Annotated in this window: 17 protein-coding genes; 5 read left to right on the forward strand and 12 right to left on the reverse strand. The window is 40.1% G+C overall.

Annotated elements, in window-relative coordinates; all coding sequences use genetic code 11:
* Position 1: 1 nt before the first annotated feature.
* The 4 genes from WKU26_RS08110 (at position 2) to WKU26_RS08125 (ending at position 5,578) form a co-directional block, all read left to right on the forward strand.
* Positions 2–1,150, forward strand: coding sequence for a DUF1735 and LamG domain-containing protein (locus tag WKU26_RS08110; RefSeq protein WP_340321595.1), 1,149 nt, complete (start codon positions 2–4; stop codon positions 1,148–1,150).
* 34 nt (positions 1,151–1,184) lie between these two features.
* Positions 1,185–2,615: a BT_3987 domain-containing protein gene (locus WKU26_RS08115; RefSeq protein WP_340321596.1), complete on the forward strand. Its 1,431-nt coding sequence runs from the start codon at positions 1,185–1,187 to the stop codon at positions 2,613–2,615.
* A gap of 78 nt (positions 2,616–2,693) precedes the next feature.
* A complete protein-coding gene (locus WKU26_RS08120) occupies positions 2,694–4,064 on the forward strand; it encodes a DUF4989 domain-containing protein (protein WP_340321597.1) in 1,371 nt (456 codons plus the stop codon).
* Between the two features lie 164 nt (positions 4,065–4,228).
* The gene (locus WKU26_RS08125; RefSeq protein ID WP_340321598.1) at positions 4,229–5,578 is read left to right on the forward strand and encodes an MATE family efflux transporter; all 1,350 of its coding nucleotides are present in this window, start codon (positions 4,229–4,231) and stop codon (positions 5,576–5,578) included.
* A gap of 320 nt (positions 5,579–5,898) precedes the next feature.
* On the opposite strand, the gene proC is transcribed toward WKU26_RS08125, so the two are convergent.
* From proC to argR, 6 genes are all read right to left on the reverse strand, one after another.
* Positions 5,899–6,672, reverse strand: a complete 774-nt coding sequence (gene proC, locus WKU26_RS08130; RefSeq protein ID WP_340321599.1) for a pyrroline-5-carboxylate reductase — start codon at positions 6,670–6,672, stop codon at positions 5,899–5,901.
* Positions 6,673–6,761: 89 nt separating this feature from the next.
* Complete coding sequence (locus WKU26_RS08135; protein WP_340321600.1) at positions 6,762–7,886, reverse strand: aspartate aminotransferase family protein; 1,125 nt, start codon at positions 7,884–7,886, stop codon at positions 6,762–6,764.
* 102 nt (positions 7,887–7,988) lie between these two features.
* Positions 7,989–8,957: an N-acetyl-gamma-glutamyl-phosphate reductase gene (gene argC, locus WKU26_RS08140; RefSeq protein WP_340321601.1), complete on the reverse strand. Its 969-nt coding sequence runs from the start codon at positions 8,955–8,957 to the stop codon at positions 7,989–7,991.
* 90 nt (positions 8,958–9,047) lie between these two features.
* Positions 9,048–10,256 carry an argininosuccinate synthase gene (locus tag WKU26_RS08145; protein WP_178266054.1) on the reverse strand — a complete coding sequence of 403 codons (1,209 nt, stop codon included), beginning with the start codon at positions 10,254–10,256 and terminating at the stop codon, positions 9,048–9,050.
* Positions 10,257–10,267: 11 nt separating this feature from the next.
* Positions 10,268–10,834: a GNAT family N-acetyltransferase gene (locus WKU26_RS08150; protein ID WP_340321602.1), complete on the reverse strand. Its 567-nt coding sequence runs from the start codon at positions 10,832–10,834 to the stop codon at positions 10,268–10,270.
* A 12-nt stretch (positions 10,835–10,846) separates the two neighbouring features.
* Positions 10,847–11,326: an arginine repressor gene (gene argR / locus WKU26_RS08155; RefSeq protein ID WP_178266056.1), complete on the reverse strand. Its 480-nt coding sequence runs from the start codon at positions 11,324–11,326 to the stop codon at positions 10,847–10,849.
* A gap of 210 nt (positions 11,327–11,536) precedes the next feature.
* Between argR and WKU26_RS08160 the strand changes: the two genes are divergently transcribed.
* Complete coding sequence (locus tag WKU26_RS08160) at positions 11,537–12,268, forward strand: class I SAM-dependent methyltransferase (RefSeq protein WP_340321603.1); 732 nt, start codon at positions 11,537–11,539, stop codon at positions 12,266–12,268.
* Between the two features lie 116 nt (positions 12,269–12,384).
* Here the strand turns inward: WKU26_RS08160 and WKU26_RS08165 are convergent, their stop codons facing one another.
* The 6 genes from WKU26_RS08165 to WKU26_RS08190 all read right to left on the reverse strand — a co-directional run bounded on the left by WKU26_RS08165 (position 12,385) and on the right by WKU26_RS08190 (position 23,085).
* Positions 12,385–13,167: a Cof-type HAD-IIB family hydrolase gene (locus WKU26_RS08165; RefSeq protein ID WP_340321604.1), complete on the reverse strand. Its 783-nt coding sequence runs from the start codon at positions 13,165–13,167 to the stop codon at positions 12,385–12,387.
* A gap of 91 nt (positions 13,168–13,258) precedes the next feature.
* Complete coding sequence (locus WKU26_RS08170; protein ID WP_340321605.1) at positions 13,259–15,013, reverse strand: DUF6377 domain-containing protein; 1,755 nt, start codon at positions 15,011–15,013, stop codon at positions 13,259–13,261.
* 189 nt (positions 15,014–15,202) lie between these two features.
* Positions 15,203–17,449: a beta-glucosidase BglX gene (bglX, locus tag WKU26_RS08175; protein ID WP_340321606.1), complete on the reverse strand. Its 2,247-nt coding sequence runs from the start codon at positions 17,447–17,449 to the stop codon at positions 15,203–15,205.
* Positions 17,450–17,457: 8 nt separating this feature from the next.
* Complete coding sequence (locus WKU26_RS08180) at positions 17,458–18,300, reverse strand: glycoside hydrolase family 16 protein (protein ID WP_340321607.1); 843 nt, start codon at positions 18,298–18,300, stop codon at positions 17,458–17,460.
* Between the two features lie 2 nt (positions 18,301–18,302).
* Complete coding sequence (locus WKU26_RS08185; protein ID WP_340321608.1) at positions 18,303–19,958, reverse strand: RagB/SusD family nutrient uptake outer membrane protein; 1,656 nt, start codon at positions 19,956–19,958, stop codon at positions 18,303–18,305.
* A gap of 19 nt (positions 19,959–19,977) precedes the next feature.
* Positions 19,978–23,085 carry a SusC/RagA family TonB-linked outer membrane protein gene (locus WKU26_RS08190; RefSeq protein ID WP_340321609.1) on the reverse strand — a complete coding sequence of 1,036 codons (3,108 nt, stop codon included), beginning with the start codon at positions 23,083–23,085 and terminating at the stop codon, positions 19,978–19,980.
* Between the last annotated feature and the right edge of the window lie 73 nt (positions 23,086–23,158).

Consider the following 23,158-nt stretch of genomic DNA (forward strand, 5'->3'; position numbering starts at 1 on the left):
TATGAAACTGTTGAATAATAGTATAATGCTTTTGGCTTCAGCTGTGTTTATGATAAGCAGTTGTCAGTCAAATGATATTGATAATGAACATCATTATGATAATAAACTTTATATCAGTTCTGAAGGAGTTTGCAGTGACTTGCTGATCAGAGCAGATATTACAGAAGCATCTCGTGAAATTTCTTATCGCCTTGCTGCTCCAGCTACCGAAGATATTCAAATTCATGTAGGGGCAATACCTTCTATGGCAGCCACATATAACTTGATTTATAATGATAATGCCATTGCTTTAGGAGAGGAATATTATGAGATACCGGAAAAAACTGCTACTATTAAGGCAGGTGCTGTATCTGGTGATAATATTATCATAAACTTTAAAAATACGAATCAGTTGGACGATAAGAAAAGATATGTCCTTCCGGTATCTTTTATGAGTGCAAGCAATATCGATTTATTGGATAGTAAACGTACTGTTTACTATGTCTTTAAAGGAGCTGCTTTGATTAATGTGGTTGCCAATATCAGCAAGACGTATTTTCCTGTTAAATGGAAGAGCTCAGTTAGTGGTTTAAAGACCATTACAGTGGAAGCTTTGGTTCGTTCTGCCGATTGGGAAGCAGGACGTGACAATCCGTTGAGTTCTGTATTTGGTATTGAGGGTACTTTCCTTGTTCGTATTGGAGATGCCGACCGTCCTCGTAATCAGTTGCAGATGGTTGCACCTGGAGGAAACTTCCCTAATCCTAATGTGGCACCGGGTTTACCTACTAATGAATGGATTCATATTGCTGTTGTATATGATGCAACAACCGGTGAACGTCTTTATTATCAGAACGGAAATCTGGTAGCTTCGGATAATGCAGCTTCTTCTTCTGTATCATTGGGAAGTAATTGTTATGTAGGATACTCTTATGATTCCAGCCGTTATTTGCCTGGTGAAATATCCGAATTGCGTATTTGGAGTGTACAAAGAACAGCCGAACAGATTGCCAGCAGTATGTATGTTGTAGATCCTAAAACAGAAGGCTTGATTGCTTATTGGAAGTTTAATGAAGGAACAGGTAATAGTATTCACGATTATACAGAAAACGGCAATGACTTGTCGGGCAATGGTACTGTAGAATGGGTGAATGTAGAACTTCCGGAATAATATACAATCTAATTACTATTTAAGATACTTAATTATGACTATGAAATATTTTAAATCGGGCTTATTGTTAAGCATGGCATTGGTAAGTTTTTCGATGATGACTTCTTGTGCCGATGATTTGGAAGTCGGAAAAAAGATAGATGAATCCCAATATAACAAGGTGTTGCAGAACAATGCTTATTTGAGAGATGGAAAATCCAATCTGTCCGCTCCTATTGTAGAATTATATGAAGATTCATATACCACTTCTGTCAAATTGAATCTGACTAAACCGGCTACTACGGCTACCTCTGCAAAAGTGGCTATCGATGCATCTTATCTGGAAACTTATAATCAGGAACACGGTACTGATTTCCAGTTATATCCTCAAGAGTTGGTTTCATTCGATAACAGTGGTATTATTAATTTTACGGAAGAAAAATCTGGAGAGGTTGGAATGACAATCACTGGAGGAGAAGCCGTATTGGAAGACCAAACTTATGCTATACCGGTAGCTATAACAGAACCGAGCAGTGACTTTACAGTTCAGAATGAGACAGCTAAACACTGTATGTATTTGGTGAAGGATATGCGTAATGCCAGTGATGCGTATAAAGGAGAAGATGTCGTAAAAGGCTTTTTATTCTTTGAGGTGAATGGAACAAATCCTTTGAACGCTTTTTCTTTTGAATTGGAAAATGGGAAATTGTTATGGGATGTAGTTGTATTGTTTGCTGCAAATATAAACTATGACAGTGATGCCGGACGCCCATTTGTAAAATGTAATCCGCAAGTCCAGTATTTATTGGACAATAATGAAACCTATTTACAGCCATTGCGTAAACGCGGTATTAAGGTTTTATTAGGATTGCTGGGTAATCATGATATGGCTGGATTGGCTCAATTGTCAGAACAGGGAGCAAAAGACTTTGCACGCGAAATTGCTCAATATTGTTATGCATACAATTTGGATGGAGTTAATTATGATGATGAATATTCCAAAAATCCGGATTTAGAAAATCCTGCTTTTGATAGTCCTTCTACTCGTGCTGCCGCTCGCTTGTGTTATGAAACAAAGCAGGCTATGCCTGATAAACTGGTAACAGTATTTGATTTTGGAAGAATGTATGGAACATCATCTGTTGATGGAGTTGATGCTGACGAATGGATTGATGTAGTCGTTCCAAACTATGGTGGATCTGCATCTCCTATTGGTAATATGACTTATAAAAAGTGTGCAGGTAGTGCTGCTGAGTTAAATTTAGGAGGTGGTACTTCATTAAGTTCATCTACTGCACAAAGGTTGATTAGTGGAGGTTATGGATGGCATATGGGATTTGCTCCAAGTCCTGCGAAATATGGAAGTATTTTCTATCGTTATTCAGGTGCTTCCACTTTGTATGGCTCTGATTTAAAAGATCCTACAATATTCTATAAGCATCAAGACCCGAAACCTTATAAGTATCCGGATGATTTATATAATTGATTAAATGATGGTAAAGCAATACGTTTATAAAAAGCTGTTGCTTTACCATTGAGTAAAACATAAAACCTTTAGTATATTATGAAATTTTATTTATATAGCATAGCACTTTGTTGTGCCGGCATTTTTATGGGATGTCAGGAAGATGAAGAATTAAACTTGCTGGGATATCCTGAAAATCCGGTTAGTATAGTTACTCCAGGAGAATCGGGGGATGTTTCTACAATGAAAGTAAAGGCTACTTACAATGAGAATGGAGAGTTGGTTACAGCTACTTCTTTACGTCACACTTGGACAGTTTCGTTAGCTACTCCTTCGCCTGAAGATGTTGTATTGCAGATAGCTCCTTATTGTGTAAATATACCTGTTGATAAAGTAGAACTTTCAGAAACAACAATAAAGATTCCGGCTGGATATGTCTCGGCTTCTGTAACAATTGGTTTAAAGGGTGATGATTTCTCTTTTGCTGCAGAAAATCTGGAAGCACAAACTTATGAATTGGGCTTTAATGTAGTAAATGCAGAGGGCTTGAATTTGAAAACAGAATCTGCTACTGGTAAAATGGTAATAGAGAAAGATCCATATTTAGTACATGTTTCTATGGCTGGAGAAAATGGAAATACTGTTGCCATGAAGCGTGTGTGCAAAGATGGTGATGTTATAGGTGGAGCTGTAGAGTATTCGTTTGAAGTTCAGTTAGACCGTCCTGTAAAAGAAGATTTGCCTATTTCTTTTAGTGTTGCTGGTATACCTGAAGAATTTTTAGGAGATGCATCTTTTACTCCAGCTCAGGTAACAATCCCTGCAGGAGAGAAGAATAGTGGTGAAATCAAATGGGCAATATCAAATGATTTCTTATTTGCTAATGAAGAAGATGAGGAGTTTAATATTGTCTTGAAGCCTGTCTTTGAAAATACAGACATGGTTTCTGTGAATCCGGACAATGAAAGTATAAATATAACCTTAAATAAAACTTCTTCGTTGTTGGAATGGGTGAGTGGCACTCAATCTAATTGGAGCCAATTGGAAAGAGACTCATGGATTGCAACTTTACTGGATGGCTGGTCTGGAAATCCTGAAGATTTGTTTGATAATTATACTTGGGGTGCTGGTGTTCAATTTGTGGAAATAAATACTTCTGTAGGTGAAATCGTTATTGATTTAGGTAAGGAAGAAAATATCGTAGGATTCTGGGCTGCATATGGTTATGAATATTCATATCCAAGTGGATATAAGTATTTATCTCCGTTGAAAACAGAACTTTTTGTTTCTGACGATAAGAGTGAATGGACTTCTCTTGGTGTAGTGGATACTCCTTCTACTGACAGACATTATATTAATATTGTGGTGCCAATCAAGACACGTTATATTAAATATGCGGGTACTGTTAATTCAGATTATGCACTGATGAAGTTATTGGAAATGAAATTCTACGGAGAAAAAGAACAGTAAATTGTGTGGATATGCACATTTCATAGATTTAGAAATCTAAGCGAGAGGAGATATCAGTGATGATGTCTCCTTTTTGTTATTATATGTCCGAGTAGATTATTGATTCATATCAAGCCTTCGCGTGTGAAATTGTGATAATTTTGCACACGAAAATTTTTATCATTGTGGAACAGGTTATTCAGCAGACTAATATTCGTAAAGGACTAACCAAGTTGGTAGTTCCTATTTTCATCGAGACCTTGTTGATTATGACACTGGGTGCAGTGGATACCATTATGTTGAGCCGTTATTCCGACAACAGTGTGGCAGCAGTAGGTGTAGTCAACCAAATTGTAATGTTTTCTTTCTTGATATTTGAGGTGATTAATATCGGTACTTCTGTATTGTGTTCTCAATATCTGGGGGCAAAACTTCAGAAGAATATGGTACAAGTTGTCGGGGTTTCTCTTTTGCTCAATCTGGTAGTAGGTGGTATAGTCAGTGCCATTTTGCATTTTGGGGCTGAAACACTGTTAGGATGGATGGGATTACGTCCTGAACTTTTGAAGTACGGTATTGGCTATATGCAGATTGTAGGAGCCTTTGCATTTTTTCAGGCTATTTCGTTGACTATTTCGGCTTCGCTGCGCAGTGCCAATAAAGCTATTTATCCGATGCTGGTTACTGTGCTGGTCAATATATTAAATATCGTAGGAAACTATACTTTGATATTCGGTAAGTTTGGATTTCCGGCCTTGGGCGCCGAGGGAGCAGCTATTTCTACTTCTGTAGCCCGCGGAGTCAGTATGGTCGTTTTGTTTATTATCTTGTTCCGTAAGCACATACCTCGTTTCCCTTTGGCTTATTTCCGTCCTTTCCCTTTTATCGAGTTGAAGAAGCTTCTGCAGGTAGGTCTTCCGTCAGCAGGAGAAAATATGTCGTACAGCTTCTCTCAAGTGGTGATTACCTATCTGATTAATATACTCGGAAATAATGCGCTGACTACCCGTACTTATACAGTCAATATTGTGATGTTTGTATACCTGTTTGCCATTGCTATGGCACAGGGAGGAGCTATCAGCATCGGTCATCTGGTAGGGCAGCATAAGATTCGTGCCGCTTATCTGTTAGGTAAGTATGTGATGAGGCTTTCTATTTTGGTTTCTCTGCTACTTTCTTGTATTTGGGCGGTATTCGGACATTCCATTTTCAGTATGCTCACCAATAATGAAGAAATTATCAAACTGGGGGTAACGGTAATGATTGTGGACGTGTTGGTAGAGATTGGTCGTGCTGTAAACATTTATGCTACGAATGCACTGCGTTCGGCCGGCGATGTAAATTATCCTTTCTACGTGGGATTGGTGGTACAGTGGATTGTTTCGGTCGGATTCAGTTACCTGTTCGGCATCTATTGGGGATGGGGGCTGGTAGGAATGTGGTGTGCTTTTCTGCTCGACGAAAACATTCGTGCTTTGATTTTTGTCCGCCGATGGAACAGTCTGAAGTGGGCAAAGAAGAGTTTTGTAAAATAGCGTGAATCGGACCTGTGTACGACTAACGGTAGTATCAGATTGGGATATTGTTTCTGTTTATGCCTGCAACTACTGTCGCTTTATAATCGACGCTGTTGGTTGTGGAAATGACGTCGCTGATTGTATATTCGCCCACGCCGATTGTATATCCGGCGTCGTCGATTTTACTCTGTGATAGCAGATGACAAGACTTGTGGATGGAATGGATAGGATACGTTTCAGAGTATGGATATTCCTGTGAAAAGGAATGCAATAAAAAATCCGGTTGCTTTCAAGGTGAAGGTAACCGGATTTTGATCTATTTTTATGTGTCGTATAAACTATAGACTTGCTTTTATCGCATTGATAACAGCTGCTGTAAATCCATCGGCTTCCAGAGAATTAACTCCTTTGATAGTAATACCTCCGGGAGTAGTTACTTTCTCTATTTCCAACGCGGGGTGAGTATGCTCATTGTTGAGTAACAATTGTGCAGCTCCTTCCATTGTCTGAGCTACCATCTGCATTGCTACATTGGGCGAAATACCTAATTCTACTCCCGCCTGCATGGCTGCCTGTACATATTTCAGTACGTAAGCAATACCGCATGAAGTAAGAGAGGTGGCGGCTGCAAACTGTTTCTCTTCTATCAGGATAGAACGTCCCATTTCATTGAACATATTCAGTATGTTTTCCTTTTGCTGGTCCGATGCATTTCGTGCTGCAACCAGTGTCATGCTGGCACGTTCGGAAATGGCGGTATTCGGAATAACGCGGAATATAGTCATTTCAGGATCCACCGAATGAGCCAGTTCCTCGAAAGTCAGTCCGGCTGCTACCGAAACCAGTATTTGAGGTTGGCGCAGGCGAAGAGGCTTTAACACTTCGGCTACCTTATAAGGCTTTACCGCTACGATAACGATATCGGCATCGGTTGCCGCCTCTTTGTTGTTGTTTGTGGTATGGATATTTGGATATTCTGTTTTCAGTTTTTCCAGCTTTTTATTGCTGGGATTGGAAACAGTGATTTCATATCCTTCTGTATAGTGACCTTGTGCCAGTCCGCGAGCAATAGCTCCTCCCATGTTGCCGGCTCCGATAATTGCTACTTTCATAACTTTTCTTTTTTATAGTCTTATTTACAAAGATATAATTAAAAAGGTATGCGACTGTCTGTTTATGCGGAATTATTTCTGTATCCTGCTTATTTTAAAAGTTTGCTGAGGCGGCTGATGAATTCGTCAGCTTCTTCCATACTCAGGCAGAGTGGGGGAAGCAGGCGGATGACATTGGTTCCGCTGACACCGGTAAATACTTTCTGATCGAACAAAAGTTGCTGGCGTAGTTCTTTGACCGGTTCGTTGAATTCCAGACCAATCATCAGACCTTCTCCACGTACTTCTTTTATCTGTGGGAATTTCTTCAGTTCTTCGATGAGATGCGCACCTACTTTCGCAGCATTCTCTACCAGATTATCAGCTTCCATTACATCGAGTACAGCAAGAGCTGCTGCACAAGCCAACTGATTTCCACCAAAAGTAGTACCCAACTGTCCGTATACAGGAGTGAATTTAGGACTGATCAGTACGCCGGCCATCGGGAATCCGTTGGCAATACCTTTGGCTACTGTAATCATATCCGGGCGGATGCCTGTGTACTGGTGTGCAAAGAATTTTCCGCTACGACCGTAACCCGACTGGATTTCGTCCAAAATAAGGACAGTGTTGGTTTCGTCGCAAGCAGTACGTAATGTTTGCATAAATTCTGTGGTAGGAACCTGGATGCCGCCTACTCCCTGAATACCTTCAATAATTACGGCGCATACATCACCTTTGGCCAGCTCTGCCTTCACTGCTTCAGTATCATTCAGCGGAAGGTAAGTAACGTGTCCGTTGGCATTGATAGGAGCAATAATTTTAGGATTGTTGGTGGCTTCTACTGCCAGTGAAGTACGTCCGTGGAACGCTTTGGCAAATGAAATAACGCGAGTGCGTCCGTTGTAGAACGAAGCCAGTTTCAGTGCGTTTTCGTTTGCTTCTGCTCCGGAATTGATAAGGAACAGTTGATAATCGTCGTATCCGGAAATCTTTCCGAGACGTTGCGCCAGTTCTACTTGCAGCTGGTTAATGACAGAGTTGGAATAGAAGCCGAGAGTGGCTACCTGTTTGCTGACTGCTTCCACGTAATGAGGATGTGCATGGCCGATAGAAATAACGGCATGTCCTCCATACAGGTCGAGGTATTCCTGACCTTTGTCGTCCCATACATGGCAGCCTTTTCCTTTTACGATGTTTACATCGAACAAGGGATATACGTCGAATAGTTTCATCTTTGTAAATTAGGATTGAAGTAAGATACTTTTGTATCTGTCATTCTGAATGTAGTGGAAGTATTTACTACACTCAGAATGGCGTTATATATGATTCTTTAGTTAGAATGCCGAAGGTTTGAGTCTCAATCCTACGGTTTCCTCCAGATTGAACATCAGGTTCATGTTGTGTACCGCTTGTCCACTTGCACCTTTCAGCAAGTTGTCAATACAAGAGATAATCAGCAGTTTGTCGCCGTGTTTTTCCAAATGAATCAGGCATTTGTTGGTGTTGACTACCTGTTTCAGGTCGATGTTCTTTTCAACAATATGTACGAAAGAGTCTTCTGCGTAGTAGTCGTTGTACATTTTCACGATTTCATCCAATTCAATCTTGGTTTTTACAACAAGAGTTGCGAAAATACCACGTGCAAAGTCGCCACGGTAAGGAATGAAATCTATGTCGGCATTGAAACTGTTCTGAAGTTGTTTGAGTGACTGTTTGATTTCCGGTACATGCTGGTGTGAAAAAGGTTTGTACACACTCATGTTGTTGTTACGCCAGCTAAAATGGCTTGTTGCTCCAGGTTTTACTCCCGCTCCGGTACTTCCTGTGATAGCGTTGACCATAATGTCATCGTTCAGCATCAGGTGTTTGGCAAGTGGAAGCAGTCCCAACTGAATACAGGTGGCAAAACATCCTGGATTAGCCACATGCTTGCTTTGACAGATAGTGCGGCGGTTCAGTTCTGGAAGACCATAGACAAAATCATGGTCATCGCTTTTGATGCGGTAATCCATTGACAAGTCAATAATCTTCAAGTCTTCTGGAATAGAATGGCTTTCGATGAATTTTTTTGTGTCGCCGTGTGCAGTGCAGAAGAACAACACATCGATTGTGTCGAGAGGAAGCTCATCGGTGAAAACAAGGTCTGTTTCTCCGTAAAGTCCTCCGTGCACATCGGTTATTTTGTTTCCGGCATTACTCGAACTGTTGATAAACTTTATTTCTACTTCAGGGTGGTTGAGAAGCAGGCGAATCAGTTCGCCTGCTGTATATCCAGCCCCTCCTATAATTCCTACTTTAATCATAAGTTTTTGGTTTATGAGTTTGTAAGTTTATAAGTTATGTCCCTAAAAATATGGACAAACTTGTAAACAGATGAACTCTTTACTTAGGTATTAGATATTTTCTTCGTCCTTGTGATTAGCGTAATATGCTCTCAAAGGAGTAGACAATACTTTGATGAAACCTTTGGCATCTTCTGCGGTCCATCCTTTCTGCATTTCACCGTATTCTCCGAATTTGTTCTTTACAAGGTCGTCTTTAGAGTCAACTCCTACGGTAGAGAAGCAGTATGGGCGAAGCTCCAGAATAGCTGTACCGTTTACGTTACGCTGAGATTCCTGCAACATGGCTTCGATGTCGCGCATAACCGGTTCCAGATACTGGCTTTCGTGAAGGAACATTCCATACCAGTTTGCCACCTGATCCTTCCAGTATTGCTGCCATTTACTCAATGTATATTTTTCAAGGAATTTGTGTGCGCCGATAATCAGCATAGGAGCTGCGGCTTCGAAGCCTACACGTCCCTTGATACCGATGATAGTATCGCCTACGTGCATATCACGTCCGATACCATACGCTGCTCCGATTTCTTCAACTTTCTGAATCGCTTTGATTTTGTCATCAAATACTTCACCGTTTACAGCATACAGTTCTCCTTTTTTGAATTCCAACTTCAGCAGTTCGCTTCCAGTTTTGGTTACTTGCTTCAGATAAGCACTTTCAGGAAGGCCTTGTGTAGAATCCAGAATCTCTCCACCGCAGATAGAAGTACCCCAGATACCTACGTTGTAAGAGTATTTCAGCTTGGTGAAATCAGCTTCAAATCCATGTTCTTTCAGATAGTTGATTTCGTATTCACGGCTCAGTGCCATGTCGCGGGTTAAGGTGATGATTTCTACTCCCGGTGCCATTACCAGGAATGTCATATCGAAACGCACCTGGTCGTTACCGGCTCCTGTAGAACCATGAGCGATGGCATGTGCACCGATTTCTTTTGCGTAACGTGCAATGGCTAATGCCTGGAAGATACGTTCTGAACTTACAGAAATAGGATAAGTACCGTTACGCAATACGTTTCCAAAGACCATGTATTTCAAACTCTTTTCGTAATATTCCTGAGTCACGTCCAGTGTAACGTATTTAACGGCTCCCAGTTTATATGCATTTTCTTCGTTCTGTTTCAGTTGTTCAGGGCTGAAGCCTCCGGTATTGGCACAAGCTGCATACACTTCGTAACCTTTTTCTTTTGTTAAATACATTACGTTGAATGAGGTGTCCAATCCGCCGCTAAATGCAACGACTACTTTTTTCTTTTCTTCCATAAGGCTTCTGTTTAAAAGTTATTGATTTTATCGTCTGTATGTAGAGCCGGATCGTAAAGCATGGCGGTACAGATACAGAATTTGCGTTTTTTTGCTACTAAAATTTCATGGTTGATACAGCCTTCGCAACCTTTCCAGAATGCGTCATCGTCTGTCAGTTCGTTGAAGGTTACCGGTACATATCCCAATTCGGTATTCATCTTCATAACTGCAGCTCCCGAAGTAAGACTGAATATTTTTGCTTTTGGCCATCTCAAGCGTGAAAGGGTGAATGAAGCATGCTTGATTCGCTTAGCCAAACCACATCCTCTGTATTTAGGGTGTACAATCAGACCGGACGTTGCTACATATTGCTTGTTTCCCCATGATTCGATGTAAGTGAATCCGGCAAACTCGTTGCCGCATAAAGCAATAATGGCTTTCCCTTCTTTCATCTTTGTAGCTACGTATTCGTGTGTACGTTCGGCGATACCAGTTCCACGTACTTTTGCAGCTTCTCTGATTGTGTCTAATATTGTGTCAACATAAACCTCGTGTGAGGCGTCGGCTACCATCACATCAATTTGTTTAGTATCCATTGCTAATTTTCTTTATTTGTTTATATTAGGTATAATGTGTGAAAGAGATTGTTTTAAAGTGGTTTGAGAACATCCTTCGCGAAGAACCAGCATGATGGTATCATCTCCTGCAATTGTTCCTAAAATTTCGTACGACTGGCTGTTGTCTATGTCGTATGCCAAGCTGCTGGCATAACCTGGACGGGTTTTAATAACAGCAATATTTCCAGAGAATTCAATTGACACAAAACCGTTATGACGTAGCATTTCGCTGGCTGTATGAGATTCTGTCATACGCTTGTACATCGTATTGTTGGGAAGTACATATACATAATTTCCGTTCATACTGGCAGCTTTAGCTACTTTGAGCTGTTTTAAATCTCGTGAAAGTGTAGCCTGTGTTAACTGGAAACCTTCTTTTGCCAGTTCTTGCAAAAGTTCTTCTTGGCTTCCTATCTCTTTACTCGATATGATAATCTTGATAGAATCGAGTCTGCTGTTTTTATTTTTCATATGTATAATTATTCTTTGTCGGGCGCAAAGTTACGTATATTTTTGGAATAATGGATGCGTTTATAGGTTTATTTATGCAATTATTTGCAAAAATAATATGAATATGCAAAAATAGGGAATGATTATGCAAACAGAAGCAAATCTGTTTTTGTGGGATCGTATTTATTTTGCTTATCTTTGTTGATGAAAGATTAATCAGATTTAAGATATATGAAAACAAGTTGTTTGTCAGAAGAAAAAGATCCGATGGGAGTTGCTATATCCGATTACTTTCATTTGGGTAAGGCGGGCCGTCTGAAAGTATTTTCATCACAGTTTGAGGAGGATGATTTTCCGGTAGAGAATTTATTCCGTACGTATGATGAAATGCCGGTGTTGGAACAGGTTGCTTTGCAGATGGCAGAAGGGCGCATTCTGGATGTGGGTGCTGGTAGTGGCTGTCATTCTCTCGTATTAAAAGAAAAGGGAAAAGAAGTTTTGCCTATTGATATTTCTTCTTTATCGGTAAAGGTAATGCAGGAAAGAGGATTGGAGAATGCGCGTCAGATTAATTTCTTTGATGAACATTTTACCGATCGCTTTGATACGATTCTGTTGCTGATGAATGGTTCGGGAATTGTCGGAAAGATTGAAAACTTACCGGCGTTTTTCTTACGTGTGAAGCAATTGCTCAATCCGGGTGGATGTGTACTGATGGATTCGAGTGACCTGCGCTATTTGTTCGAAGAAGAAGACGGCAGTTTTGTGATTGACCTTGCGGCTTCCTACTATGGGGAGATTGATTTTTGCATGCATTATAAAAAGATAAAGGGAGAAACATTCGACTGGCTTTATATTGATTTTGAAACCTTGAGTCTGTATGCATCACAGTATGGATTTAATGTAGAAAAAGTTCAGGAAGGTGAGCATTATGATTATTTGGCTAAGTTGACCTTGCGATAATGCTTATACCGTCTGGCAAGTTATAATATACGAAAGAGCTCACTTGGATAAAACCGGCTAATAGGGAATCCAAGTGAGCTCTTTATTTGTATTTGTTCGATTGCTTTATACTGCAATCAGATGACTCCGAAATGTTTCAATGCATGCGTAATTCCGTCTTCGTCTACAGAGGTCGTAACGTAATCGGCTGAAGCCTGCACTTCCGGTGCTGCATTACCCATTGCCACTCCGATCTTTACATGGCGAAGCATTGGGATATCGTTTCCTCCGTCGCCAAAAGCCATAGTCTCTTCTAAATTGATACCGTAATGTTCCAGCACCTTGTCGATACCCATACTTTTGCTGTTCCCGCTTGCGATGATGTCAGTAAAGAGTGGATTCCAACGCATGGGTTCACATTCCAGCAACACCTGTTCGAATATTTCTTTTTCCTGCTCCTTATTGAAGTATCCCATAATCTGAAGTACATCTTCCTGTAGGGCGTGTTCTATGGGTTCAACCGGAGGAGTATCAATCTCAATCAGGCGTGCTACTTTTTCTACAGATGAATCGATGGAGGTGATAAACCAACGGTCGGCAGAGGCAAAGACAAAAGGTATCTTCGGATGAGCATGGTGGTAGTTTACCAGACGCCCGATATCTTCTCGTGAGATACCTTTCTTGAAAATATCCTCATGACTGGAGGTAAAACAGTGTGCTCCGTTCAGTGTGATGTATCCGTCGAATTCAATATCTCCTACAGCGTCCATCATCAACATTTTAGGACGTCCGGTAGCAATGAATACTTTAATACCTTGTTGGCGTAATTGCTGTAAGGTCTGTCGGGTATTTTCGGGGATGGTGTGAGTCTTGAATGACACCAAAGTTCCGTCTATATCAAAGAAAATCGCTTTAACCATATTTGTATCTTAAAATCAAAATCTGTACAAAGATAATGAATAAAAGAGATAGAGATAGTTTTCATTTTTATATAATCTGTGTAAGAAGAAGTTAACATTCTTTTCCGATATTTTGAACTAGGGTCAAAAAGTCATCTTTAGGTACAATTAGTTTGTTGCGAGTCTTAAGCCGTATGTTATATACCGTTTGTGCAGAGCAATGTAAAAACTCTGCAATCTTTACACTTTCACTAATACCTAATCTGACAAGTGCATAAATACGCAACATGGTATTCAGTTTTTCATCTTCCGACAGTACGATGCGTTCTTCAGGAATGAGTAATTGATTGAACTCTTTTACGAATGAAGGATATACGTGGAGGAAGATTGTGTCGAAAGTGCGGTAGAATTCTTTTAGCTCACTTTGCGTCATCGCCTGGTTGCTGGTTAAAGTGAGTGCCTCTTCATATTGATGTACTTTTAGTTTACATTTTAATTTGCTTCTGAATTCATCTAATAGGCTGATATAGTTGGAACATATCGATAAAACATAAGCGATGTACTCTTCTTTTAGTTGGTTAGATGATTGTAACTTCATGTTAGCATCTTTTAATGAAGTGTTCAGTTGTTGTTCTTTTTTATGAGCATATTCCAAGTCTTTGTGTACCTTTCGCATTTCGGCTGCTTGCTCACTCAATAATTTATTGGCTTGGTTGATTTGGGCTCGTGAATTGTTTAGTTTATCAATTTGTTTCTTTAAAATAAAGATTGCGATGATCAGTGAGAATGCCAAAAAACCTAAGAAGAAAACCGATGTTCTCAGTTTGGATTTTTGGGCTTTATCCAGATTTTGATAAGCCGTTAATATATTATGCTGGATTTTAGAAATACTGACAAGACGTACTCGATTGCAATAAGATTGAGCAAGTTCCAGACATTTTGAAATATAAAGATAGGCTCGTTCGATATTTCCATTCTGAAATTCAATTTGTGCAAGTTCTTCCAGTGAAGCAATGTCTTTATTGGCAGATTTTATATCTGCCAGTGCAGATAAGATGAGGTAATGCTTGGCTTTCTTTTCCTCTCCCTGCTTTTGGTATATTTTAGATAATAAATAAGCATGCATAGCATCTTCCCGGGTATCCATCTGAGATTTTTGGATAGCTATTTTCAATGTGTCTTGGATAGAGACAAGGGAATCGGTTTCAAATAATGCAAGTCCTTGATACCATAAAGACATATGTTCTTTTTCAGTTTGCAGACATAATGCTAATGAATCTCTGTACAATTGTTCTTGTCGGGCATAATAGTCCACTTGTTCACGTACACTTTGAGGAATATGTTTACTCCAGTCAATAGGTGCCGCTGCATATTGTAGGATGTGCCCGGACAGAAAGATTTGATGAGCATAGTATTCTATTTTCAAATCAGGAGTTGTAATATATGGACGTAGTTCTTCTAAATCACTGGAGGCACTTAGCACTAATCCTGTAGATGCAGTCATATAAGTTTTATAGATTTTCCATAAAGTTTCCCGTCCTTTATTTCCCATTTTTTGAGATAATTCAAGGTTCTTTTGTGCATAAATTAGAGCTGAATCTGCTTCAAAAGATACGTACGCTTCATAAAGAAGCTTGTTAATCCAGTATTTCTGTTCATTATCTCTGGTGGATATTTCATACTTATGGAGTTCAAGAATCTGCTTTTCTTTCTGGTGGACATACTCTGGATACTTTAATAATGCTGCATCCAATTTACGAAGCAGCATTTCTTCGTTTTGAATATCTTGAGCCGGTAAATGAAATAAAGTTCCTGATAGAAATAAAATAGACGAAATGAGTATTTTAAAGAGATTATATGACTTCATGTTGGATAGATAAAGGTCGTAAACTAACATTATTAGATTAGACTTTAAAGTTATATAGATTTCTTGTAAGGAAAGAACTTTTCGGTGAAAAATGAATAAAAACGCTGCTTAAACACCGTATTAGAGTGATTTAAGCAGCGTGTTGGCTAATTTTAGCCTGTTTTATTCATCTTATGAAACTATTGTAAACTATAATGCAGAAACCGAGAAGTCTTTTGTTAATCCTTCTGAACTGTTAGTTCCTACCCAAAGTCTGAAATCACCGGGTTCAACTTCAAACTTCATATCGTATCCCCAAAATGCTAATTCGGAAACAGGAATGCTTAATGATACTTGTTTCGATTCGCCGGCTTTTAATGTGATACGTTGGAATCGTTTAAGTTCTTTGACTGGGCGGGTCACAGAACCGGTTTTATCTTGTATGTAGAGCTGAACGACTTCTGTGCCATCGTAATGGCCTGTGTTCTTAAGTGTGAAACTAACCGATAAACTGTCTTGGGTAGTTAGCTTTTCAGATGAAAGAGTCAGGCTGCTGTATTCAAATGTAGTATAGGACAGGCCATATCCAAAGGGGAAAAGCGGTGAATTTCCTGCATCCAGGTAGAAAGAACGGCATCCGATAGAGGTTTGACCAGCTTCTACAGGAATATCGTCAATCAGCATTTCCGTAGGATTGGCTGGACGTCCGGTGTTATGTTGGGCATAATAGATAGGTACTTGCCCACTTATACGAGGAAAGGTAACAGGAGTTTTTCCACTGGGGTTTACTTTCCCAAAGAGAATGTCGGCTATAGCAGGACCGCCCATCGTACCCGGATGAAAACTGTAAAGTACCGCATTGGAAGCTTCTACCTCTTTAGTGATAGCAAGCTGGCGTCCTGCCATTACAACCGTAATAACAGGCTTGCCTGTTGCTGAAAGCTCTTTTATTAACAGGCTTTGAGCTCCTTGGAGGTTAAGGTTTGCCAATGAGTGTGCTTCTCCTGACAGAATTGATTCCTCTCCGACAAATACGACTACAGCATCAGCTTGGCGCGCTGCATTTACGGCACGACTAATCCCTTTTGTATTTTTGTCACGGCTATATTCAAGTCCTTTTTCGAATATCACTTTTACTTGGTTGCCGTACATTTGTTTGATAGCCATTAAAGGTGTTTGTGTATGTGCTTTTTCTCCATCAAATACCCAAGTACCCATTTGTTCGTAGGGAGCATCTGCCATGGGACCGATTACAGCCAGTGTCTTGACTTTATCAGTAAGTGGTAAAGTTTGGTTTGCATTCTTCAAAAGAATGGCCGATTGTTCGACTGCAGTCCGTGCTGTTTGCAGGTGTTTTTCTGCATATTTTACAGATTGTGGAGTAACCACATAGGGATTGTCGAATAAGCCTAGACGGTATTTCAGACGCAGAATGTTGCGTACGGCATTGTCTATCGTCTCCATTGCTACTTTTTTGTCGGTAATAGACTGCTTGAGATGTTTGATAAATGTTTCGCTCACCATTTCCATATCTACTCCGGCATTCACCGATTTCTCGGCTGCATCTTTTTCATCCGTACAGAATCCATGGTTTATCATTTCAAGTGCAGAAGCCCAGTCTGTTACAACCATACCATCGTATTTCCATTCTTTCCGAAGCACATCTTTCAAGACAAAACTGTTTGCCGTAGAAGGAACTCCGTCATTATCGTTGAATGAAGTCATGAACGTAGCACAGCCTGCATCTACAGCAGCTTTAAAAGGAGGAAGATATACGTTACGTAATACTCGTTCCGGTATGAATGTCGAATTATAGTCTCTACCGCCCTCGGCTGCACCATATGCGACAAAGTGCTTGGCACAGGCCGCAATGGCTGTTGGGGCATTTAAAGACTCTCCCTGATATCCTTTAACCATAGCAGCTCCTATTACTGCGCTCAAATAAGGGTCTTCGCCACAACTTTCTGCAATACGTCCCCAGCGAGGGTCACGTGATACATCAATCATGGGAGCAAATGTCCAGCGAATTCCATCCGAAGAAGCTTCAATAGCTGCTACGCGGGCTCCCTGTTCTGCTATTTCCGGATTGAAAGTGGCAGCTTGTCCCAATGGAATGGGAAATATTGTTTTGTAACCATGAATCACATCACGAGCTACTAAGATAGGAATACCTAGACGGGATTCGTTTAGTGCTACTTCCTGAATCTTATTTATTTCTTCGGGATTTACAACATTTAAAATTGAACCAACTTCTCCTTTACGTATGCGCTTGGCCAGTTCTTCAAGATTATAGGGGCTTAACTGATTCATCTGACCAAGTTTTTCTTCCAGAGTCATTAGGTTTAATAAGCTGTCTACTTTATTTTCTATGATAGCTTCAGGAGTTTCTTTTTGCGATGAACAACTTCCGATAAATACAGAAATCAGAGCTGTAGCGATTAGTTTTATCGATTTCATAAAATGCTTCATTTTCTTTTTTGGTATACTCTTATATAGTCAATCTCAAATTCTGCGGGGAAACAAGAATTATCTACTCCCAGTTTTCCGCCTAAGGTTCCTCCAATAGCCATATTGAGTTTAATTAAAAACGGGACATTGAAAGGCCAAGTGTTTTTGTTTCCTTTTAAATCGTTTGCAAAAGTAAAACATAACTTCCCGTCAATATAGCCATGAATGTAATTGGGGGCCCATTCAACTGCATAAATATGGAACTCCGATTGTACTCCTTTTACAAAGTTGACGGAGGTTTTCTGGGTCCCTTTTATGTGATTGTATTCTTCCATGTGCATGGTGATATGCACCGTGTCTGGGTGACTTCCTACATGCTCCATGATGTCAATTTCTCCATCAAGCGGCCATTGCTTGAAATCTTCTGGCAACATCCAGAAAGCCGGCCAGGTGCCTATACCTACAGGGAGTTTCATTCTTCCTTCAAAGTAACCATACTTCCATGCCTGGCGACTATTCATTCTTGCAGAAGCATACTTGTAACCTTCGATGGGATTCTTTAACAAAATGGATTTGATAGAGAGAACTCCGTTTTGGATATACGCTACTGTATCCTTATCATTACAAGCTGGCAGATAATATTGTAGTTCATTATTTCCCCATCCTCCACCACCAGTCTCATAATACCATCGGGTAGTATCAGGCAAAGTTTTTTCTTCAGAATCAAATTCATCGTTCCATACCAATTGATACCCTTCAGGAACATAATCACTGTGTGTGATGGATTTTGGAGATTCTGTAGTATCAGTACATGCCCATAAGCATGTACTGGCTACTATAATTAATAATTTGTTTATCATATTCAGTTTTTCAGTAGAGGATTACGTTCTTGTTCTTTCAGCGGAATAGGTAAGTAGTAATTGTTTCCTGTGAACTTCCGTTCTTCCACTTGTTCAATGACGAATGTTTGCTGTCCGTTGTTTTCTCTGTCGTATACCTTCATCCCTAAAATAGGCTGTTTAAGTATATCTCCATCTTTCCAGCGGCGTAAATCGTAGAAGCGGTGTTCTTCAAGAAGAAGTTCCAGTCTTCTTTCGTTTTTGATTTTTGCCCGCATTTGTTCTTTTGTAAGGTTGGCAGGTAAATCTTTCAATCCGGCTCTTTCGCGAATCTCATTGACTGCGTCATATACAGACTGGTCGGGAGCGGGAAGGGCTTCATTTTGAGCTTCTGCATAATTCAGAAGAATTTCTGCATAACGGAAATAAGGGAAGTTGTTACTCTGTGCATAGCCACTGTAAAGATTGGTAGAAATAGGTAATTCCTCTATGAACTTTTTAGGACCATAACCACATCTGGCTTTTCCTATCTCCGGTTTATAGTTTCCGTTTTTTGTATCATCTATCAGGTTTTCTACCATAGAAATATTTTGGTCTTCCCATTCCGATCCATGATATATGATACTTTGATAGAAACGATTGTCGAGATTGGCATAAGGATCTTGAAGTGAAACACTTTGTCCGTCTTTTCTTTCATACGCATTCACTAAGTTTTGTGTGGGATACAATCCGTTCCATGAACCGTCTGCTCCTCCTAAACTCCACATCATGTGGATGTTGTGTGGGGCGTCGGGAAAAGAAAATCTACGTTCGAAGATAATCTCCTTATTGGCTGTAGTCTTGTCGAAGGACATTGAATAATAGGGAGTTTCTCCTGTCTTATAAAGTTCATATTTCTGTAGACTCATTACCGCTTTTGCTGCTTCTGCTGCTGCGGCCCATTTCTGAGAGTCATCTTCGCTGTTGAGCGGACTGGCCAAATAAAGTAGTGCCCGCGATTTCAAGGCAAGGAAAGCACCTTTTGTTGCATGACCGTTCATTTCTTTATCGTATTCTGTAGGCAGGTTATTCGCATATAGATCGCATTCTTCTACGATAAAGTCCACAATATCTGCAAATGAAGCTGGCGGTACTTGCAGGTTATCGTTCAAATCTTGAGGTTCTAAAATGAGAGGAGCTTTACCAAAAGTTCTTCCCAGTTCAAAGTAACAGAAGGCACGCAGAAAACGAGCTTCTGTAATAATTCTTTCTTTTTCTTTGGCGTTTAGAATCGCTTCATCCACTGATGGGATTTGCTGGATGAGAATATTGCATTTACGTATAACGATGTATTCCTGAGTCCAAATTTCTTCGATGAAAGGACAACTTTGTGCAGTTATGGCATCTTTGTTAAGCTGAGTATAGATAGGAGAATCTGCTACACTGGTAAAATCATCTGTAGCTGCATCCAGGTTTCCAGCCCATGACATAGACCATGTTTGGCCATATCCGGCAGTACATCGGTTAAATCCACAAAGCATAGAACCGTAAGTATTAGCCACAAACTGGTTGATTAAATTAGCATCCTCCCAAATTGCTTGATCCGAAATAAATGTAGTTGGTTTGACATCAAGCATATCTGAACATCCGGCCGACAACATTAATGTGGCCATTAATATGTAGTTTTTTATAGATTTCATAATTCTTTTGTTTTTGGAGTTAGAACTGTAGTGATAAACCGAAGTTAAATGACTTCATTTGCGGATATGTCCATCCTTCCGGTTCTGTGTTTTCCGGGTCGATTTGCGGAACATCCGAAATTGTGAACAGGTTTTGTGCATTTACATAAACTCTGGCACTGGATACTCCGATATGGCTTAACCAAGATGTAGGGAATGTATAACCTACTTCTATATTCTTCAATCTTAAGTAAGATGCATCGTAAAGGTAGGTTTGTACACCAGGAACATCGGTTGCCGGGAAGTTGTGTACAGATTCGGCCAGTCTTGGATAGCGGTTGCTGGGATTTTCCTCAGTCCAAGCTTCATCTACCCAGAATTGCGGCAGATTTCCCTGATTGAAGTAAGGTAAGACAATTCCTCCTTTCAGGTAAACTTGTGCATGAGCAGCTCCTTGCATCAGGAAGCTGAAATCGAAATTCTTCCAGTTTAATGAACCGTTGATTCCATAAATGATTTCAGGGATATTTCCATATCCTAAATAGGTCATATCATCCGAGTTGACCACTCCGTTACCGTCTACATCTACATATTTGATATCTCCAATCTGAGTTTCGTATCCTGCTCCAGCTACTTCTTGCTTGGCATAATGGTCTATTTCTTCCTGTGACTGGAAAATTCCGTCTGTTTTATAGCCATAGTACCCGTTGATTGGGCGTCCTGTTTTACGCATGTATTCAGACGTACCTTCTGCTTCTGCCATTTCTACAATCTTGTTTCTTGCAAAAGTGAAATTACCACCTATCGTGTAGTTGACTTTACCAATCGAGTTGTGATAGTTTAATGAAAAGTCAACGCCTTTATTATCCACTATTCCAATGTTTTCCAATGGAAGGATTCCTCCAAATGAAGATGGAATTTCGGCTGTACGCTGTGTCAGGATATTAGTTCTTCTTTCTGTAAAGAAATCTATAGTGAAATTTAAGTTGTTGAATAAGGTTGCATCCAAAGCGATGTTAGCTTTATTTGATTTTTCCCAAGTTGCAAGACTATTTGCAATAGCTCCGGGAACAAGTCCTTTGGTTACAAGATCTCCAAAAGCGTAGTCTCCCAAGTTGTTCATGAATCCGTTGCTGGCTACTGCACCCTGATATAATTCAAAGCGACTATAGAATGGGAAGCTAACTCCACCGGTATTGTCATTTCCTAAAGTACCATAAGAACCACGAAGTTTTAAGAAGTTGATCGTGTTTTTCAGATTTTCGAAAAATGGTTCTTCCGAAACAACCCATCCTAAAGACGCAGAGGCAAAAGTTCCCCATCGTTTGTCTGGAGCAAAGTTTTCGGAACCATCACGGCGGATGTTGAATTCAACCAAATATTTAGATGCATAGTTATAGTTTATACGTGCCATATAACTTGCTCTGGCTGTTTCACTATCTACGGCATTCATAGTTTGTCCGTCTGTATTTCCGGCATTAATCTGGTCTAATATCTCAGAGTCGAAAGAGTTGCGGAACATATTGGATACAGAACTGAATCCTTTTCGTGCCAGTACCATAGCCATTGCTGTTACATTATGCAGTCCGAATGAACGGTTGTAGTTTGCCTGAAGCTGATATTCCTGATAATTCGTTTGATTTTGTGCTAGATTAAGCGAAGGGCTTGTACGAGGATTCAGTACATATTCGTTGTTTTCATTTTTAGTGTATACATAAGGAGATACGCTCCACGCTTTGTTGGTATAGTTATTCCGGCTATATGATATAACTCCTTTAGCCGACAATCCTTCAGTGATGAAATCTAATTTCTGTTCCAGTTCTACTCTTGCGTCTACCACAAAAGTTTCACCTTTGCTGTAACTTCCTCCAGGTTGGTTTGCTGCTACAATATTAGGATGAGTAGCATCTGGGAATGCAAATGTTCCGTCCGGATAACGGCATAATAATACAGGAGTATTGCGCACAAGTTCCTTGAAAATGGTGTAGCCACTACCCGAGTTTAATGATTTTTCCAGACGGCCTGATATATCTACTCCAAGGCGTGTAGTCTGGCTGATTTGTGCATCGATGTTACTGCGTAAGTTATATCGTTTGTAGTTCAAGTCTTCCCATAAACCACCTTGGTTTAAGAAACCACCACTAACGTAATAACGAAGTTTTTCGTTACCTCCGGAAACTGAGATGTTATGTTGGTTCTGAATTGCGTTTTTGGTAAGCATCTCGTCATACCAGTTTGTATTAGGATATAGTTCGGGGTCAGAGCCATCCTTGTATTTTTGTATAGCTTCTTCCGAATAAATCTCACTGCCGAAATATTGGTTAGCCAGACGGGCATAGTCGTATGAGTTTGCGAATTCAGGAAGTTTGGTAGGCGATTGAATAGATACGCTGCCAGAATATTTGATGCTGGCTTTTCCGTCTGTGCCTCGTTTGGTGGTGATAACAATTACCCCATTTGCACCACGCATACCGAAGATGGCTGCAGAAGCTGCATCTTTCAGTACATTGATTGATTCAATATCATTAGGATCCATACGTGCAAAGTCTGCAGAAGTACGTTCTATTCCATCAATGATGTATGCAGGAGAGGTATCTCCCTGAAAGGTTGCTATACCGCGGATAAATATACTGGCGTCATCAGCTCCTGGCTCTCCACTGGCCTGTTTGGAGATAAGACCCGGCATGTGTCCTACAAGTGCAGTTGTAGCATTGGCAGATCTTGATTTCAGCAGTTCGTTGCTTTTCATAGAAGTAACGGCTCCTGTCAGGTTTGCTTTTTTCTGTACGCCATAACCTACAACAACAACTTCCTCTAATGTTTCAGAGTCTTCTTTTAAAATAATCTGAAGTGGCTTTTCATCGGTTATAGAAATAGACTGAGACACGTATCCGATATAAGAAATTTCCAATACGCTGCCTTTGTTCACATTACTTAGTGAGAAGTTTCCATCAAAGTCTGTAATTGTTCCATTGGTGGTTCCTTTTACTAAAATACTTGCTCCGATGATGGACTCACCCAAAGCATCTTTTACATTACCTGTTACATTGAACTGTTGGGCTAAAGCATTCAATGTGCAGAGAAACATTAGGCTGAAGAAGGTCAGAGTACTTCTCATAACCTGCATACAATTTACTTTTGTTCTCATAAATTTAATTTAAAAGTTAACACTAGATGAATTGAAAATCCTTTGCTGCAAAGATAGGTGCTTCTTTTATGGA

The organism is Phocaeicola sp. HCN-40430 (genome assembly GCF_037890285.1).
GTDB classification, from domain to species: domain Bacteria; phylum Bacteroidota; class Bacteroidia; order Bacteroidales; family Bacteroidaceae; genus Phocaeicola; species Phocaeicola acetigenes.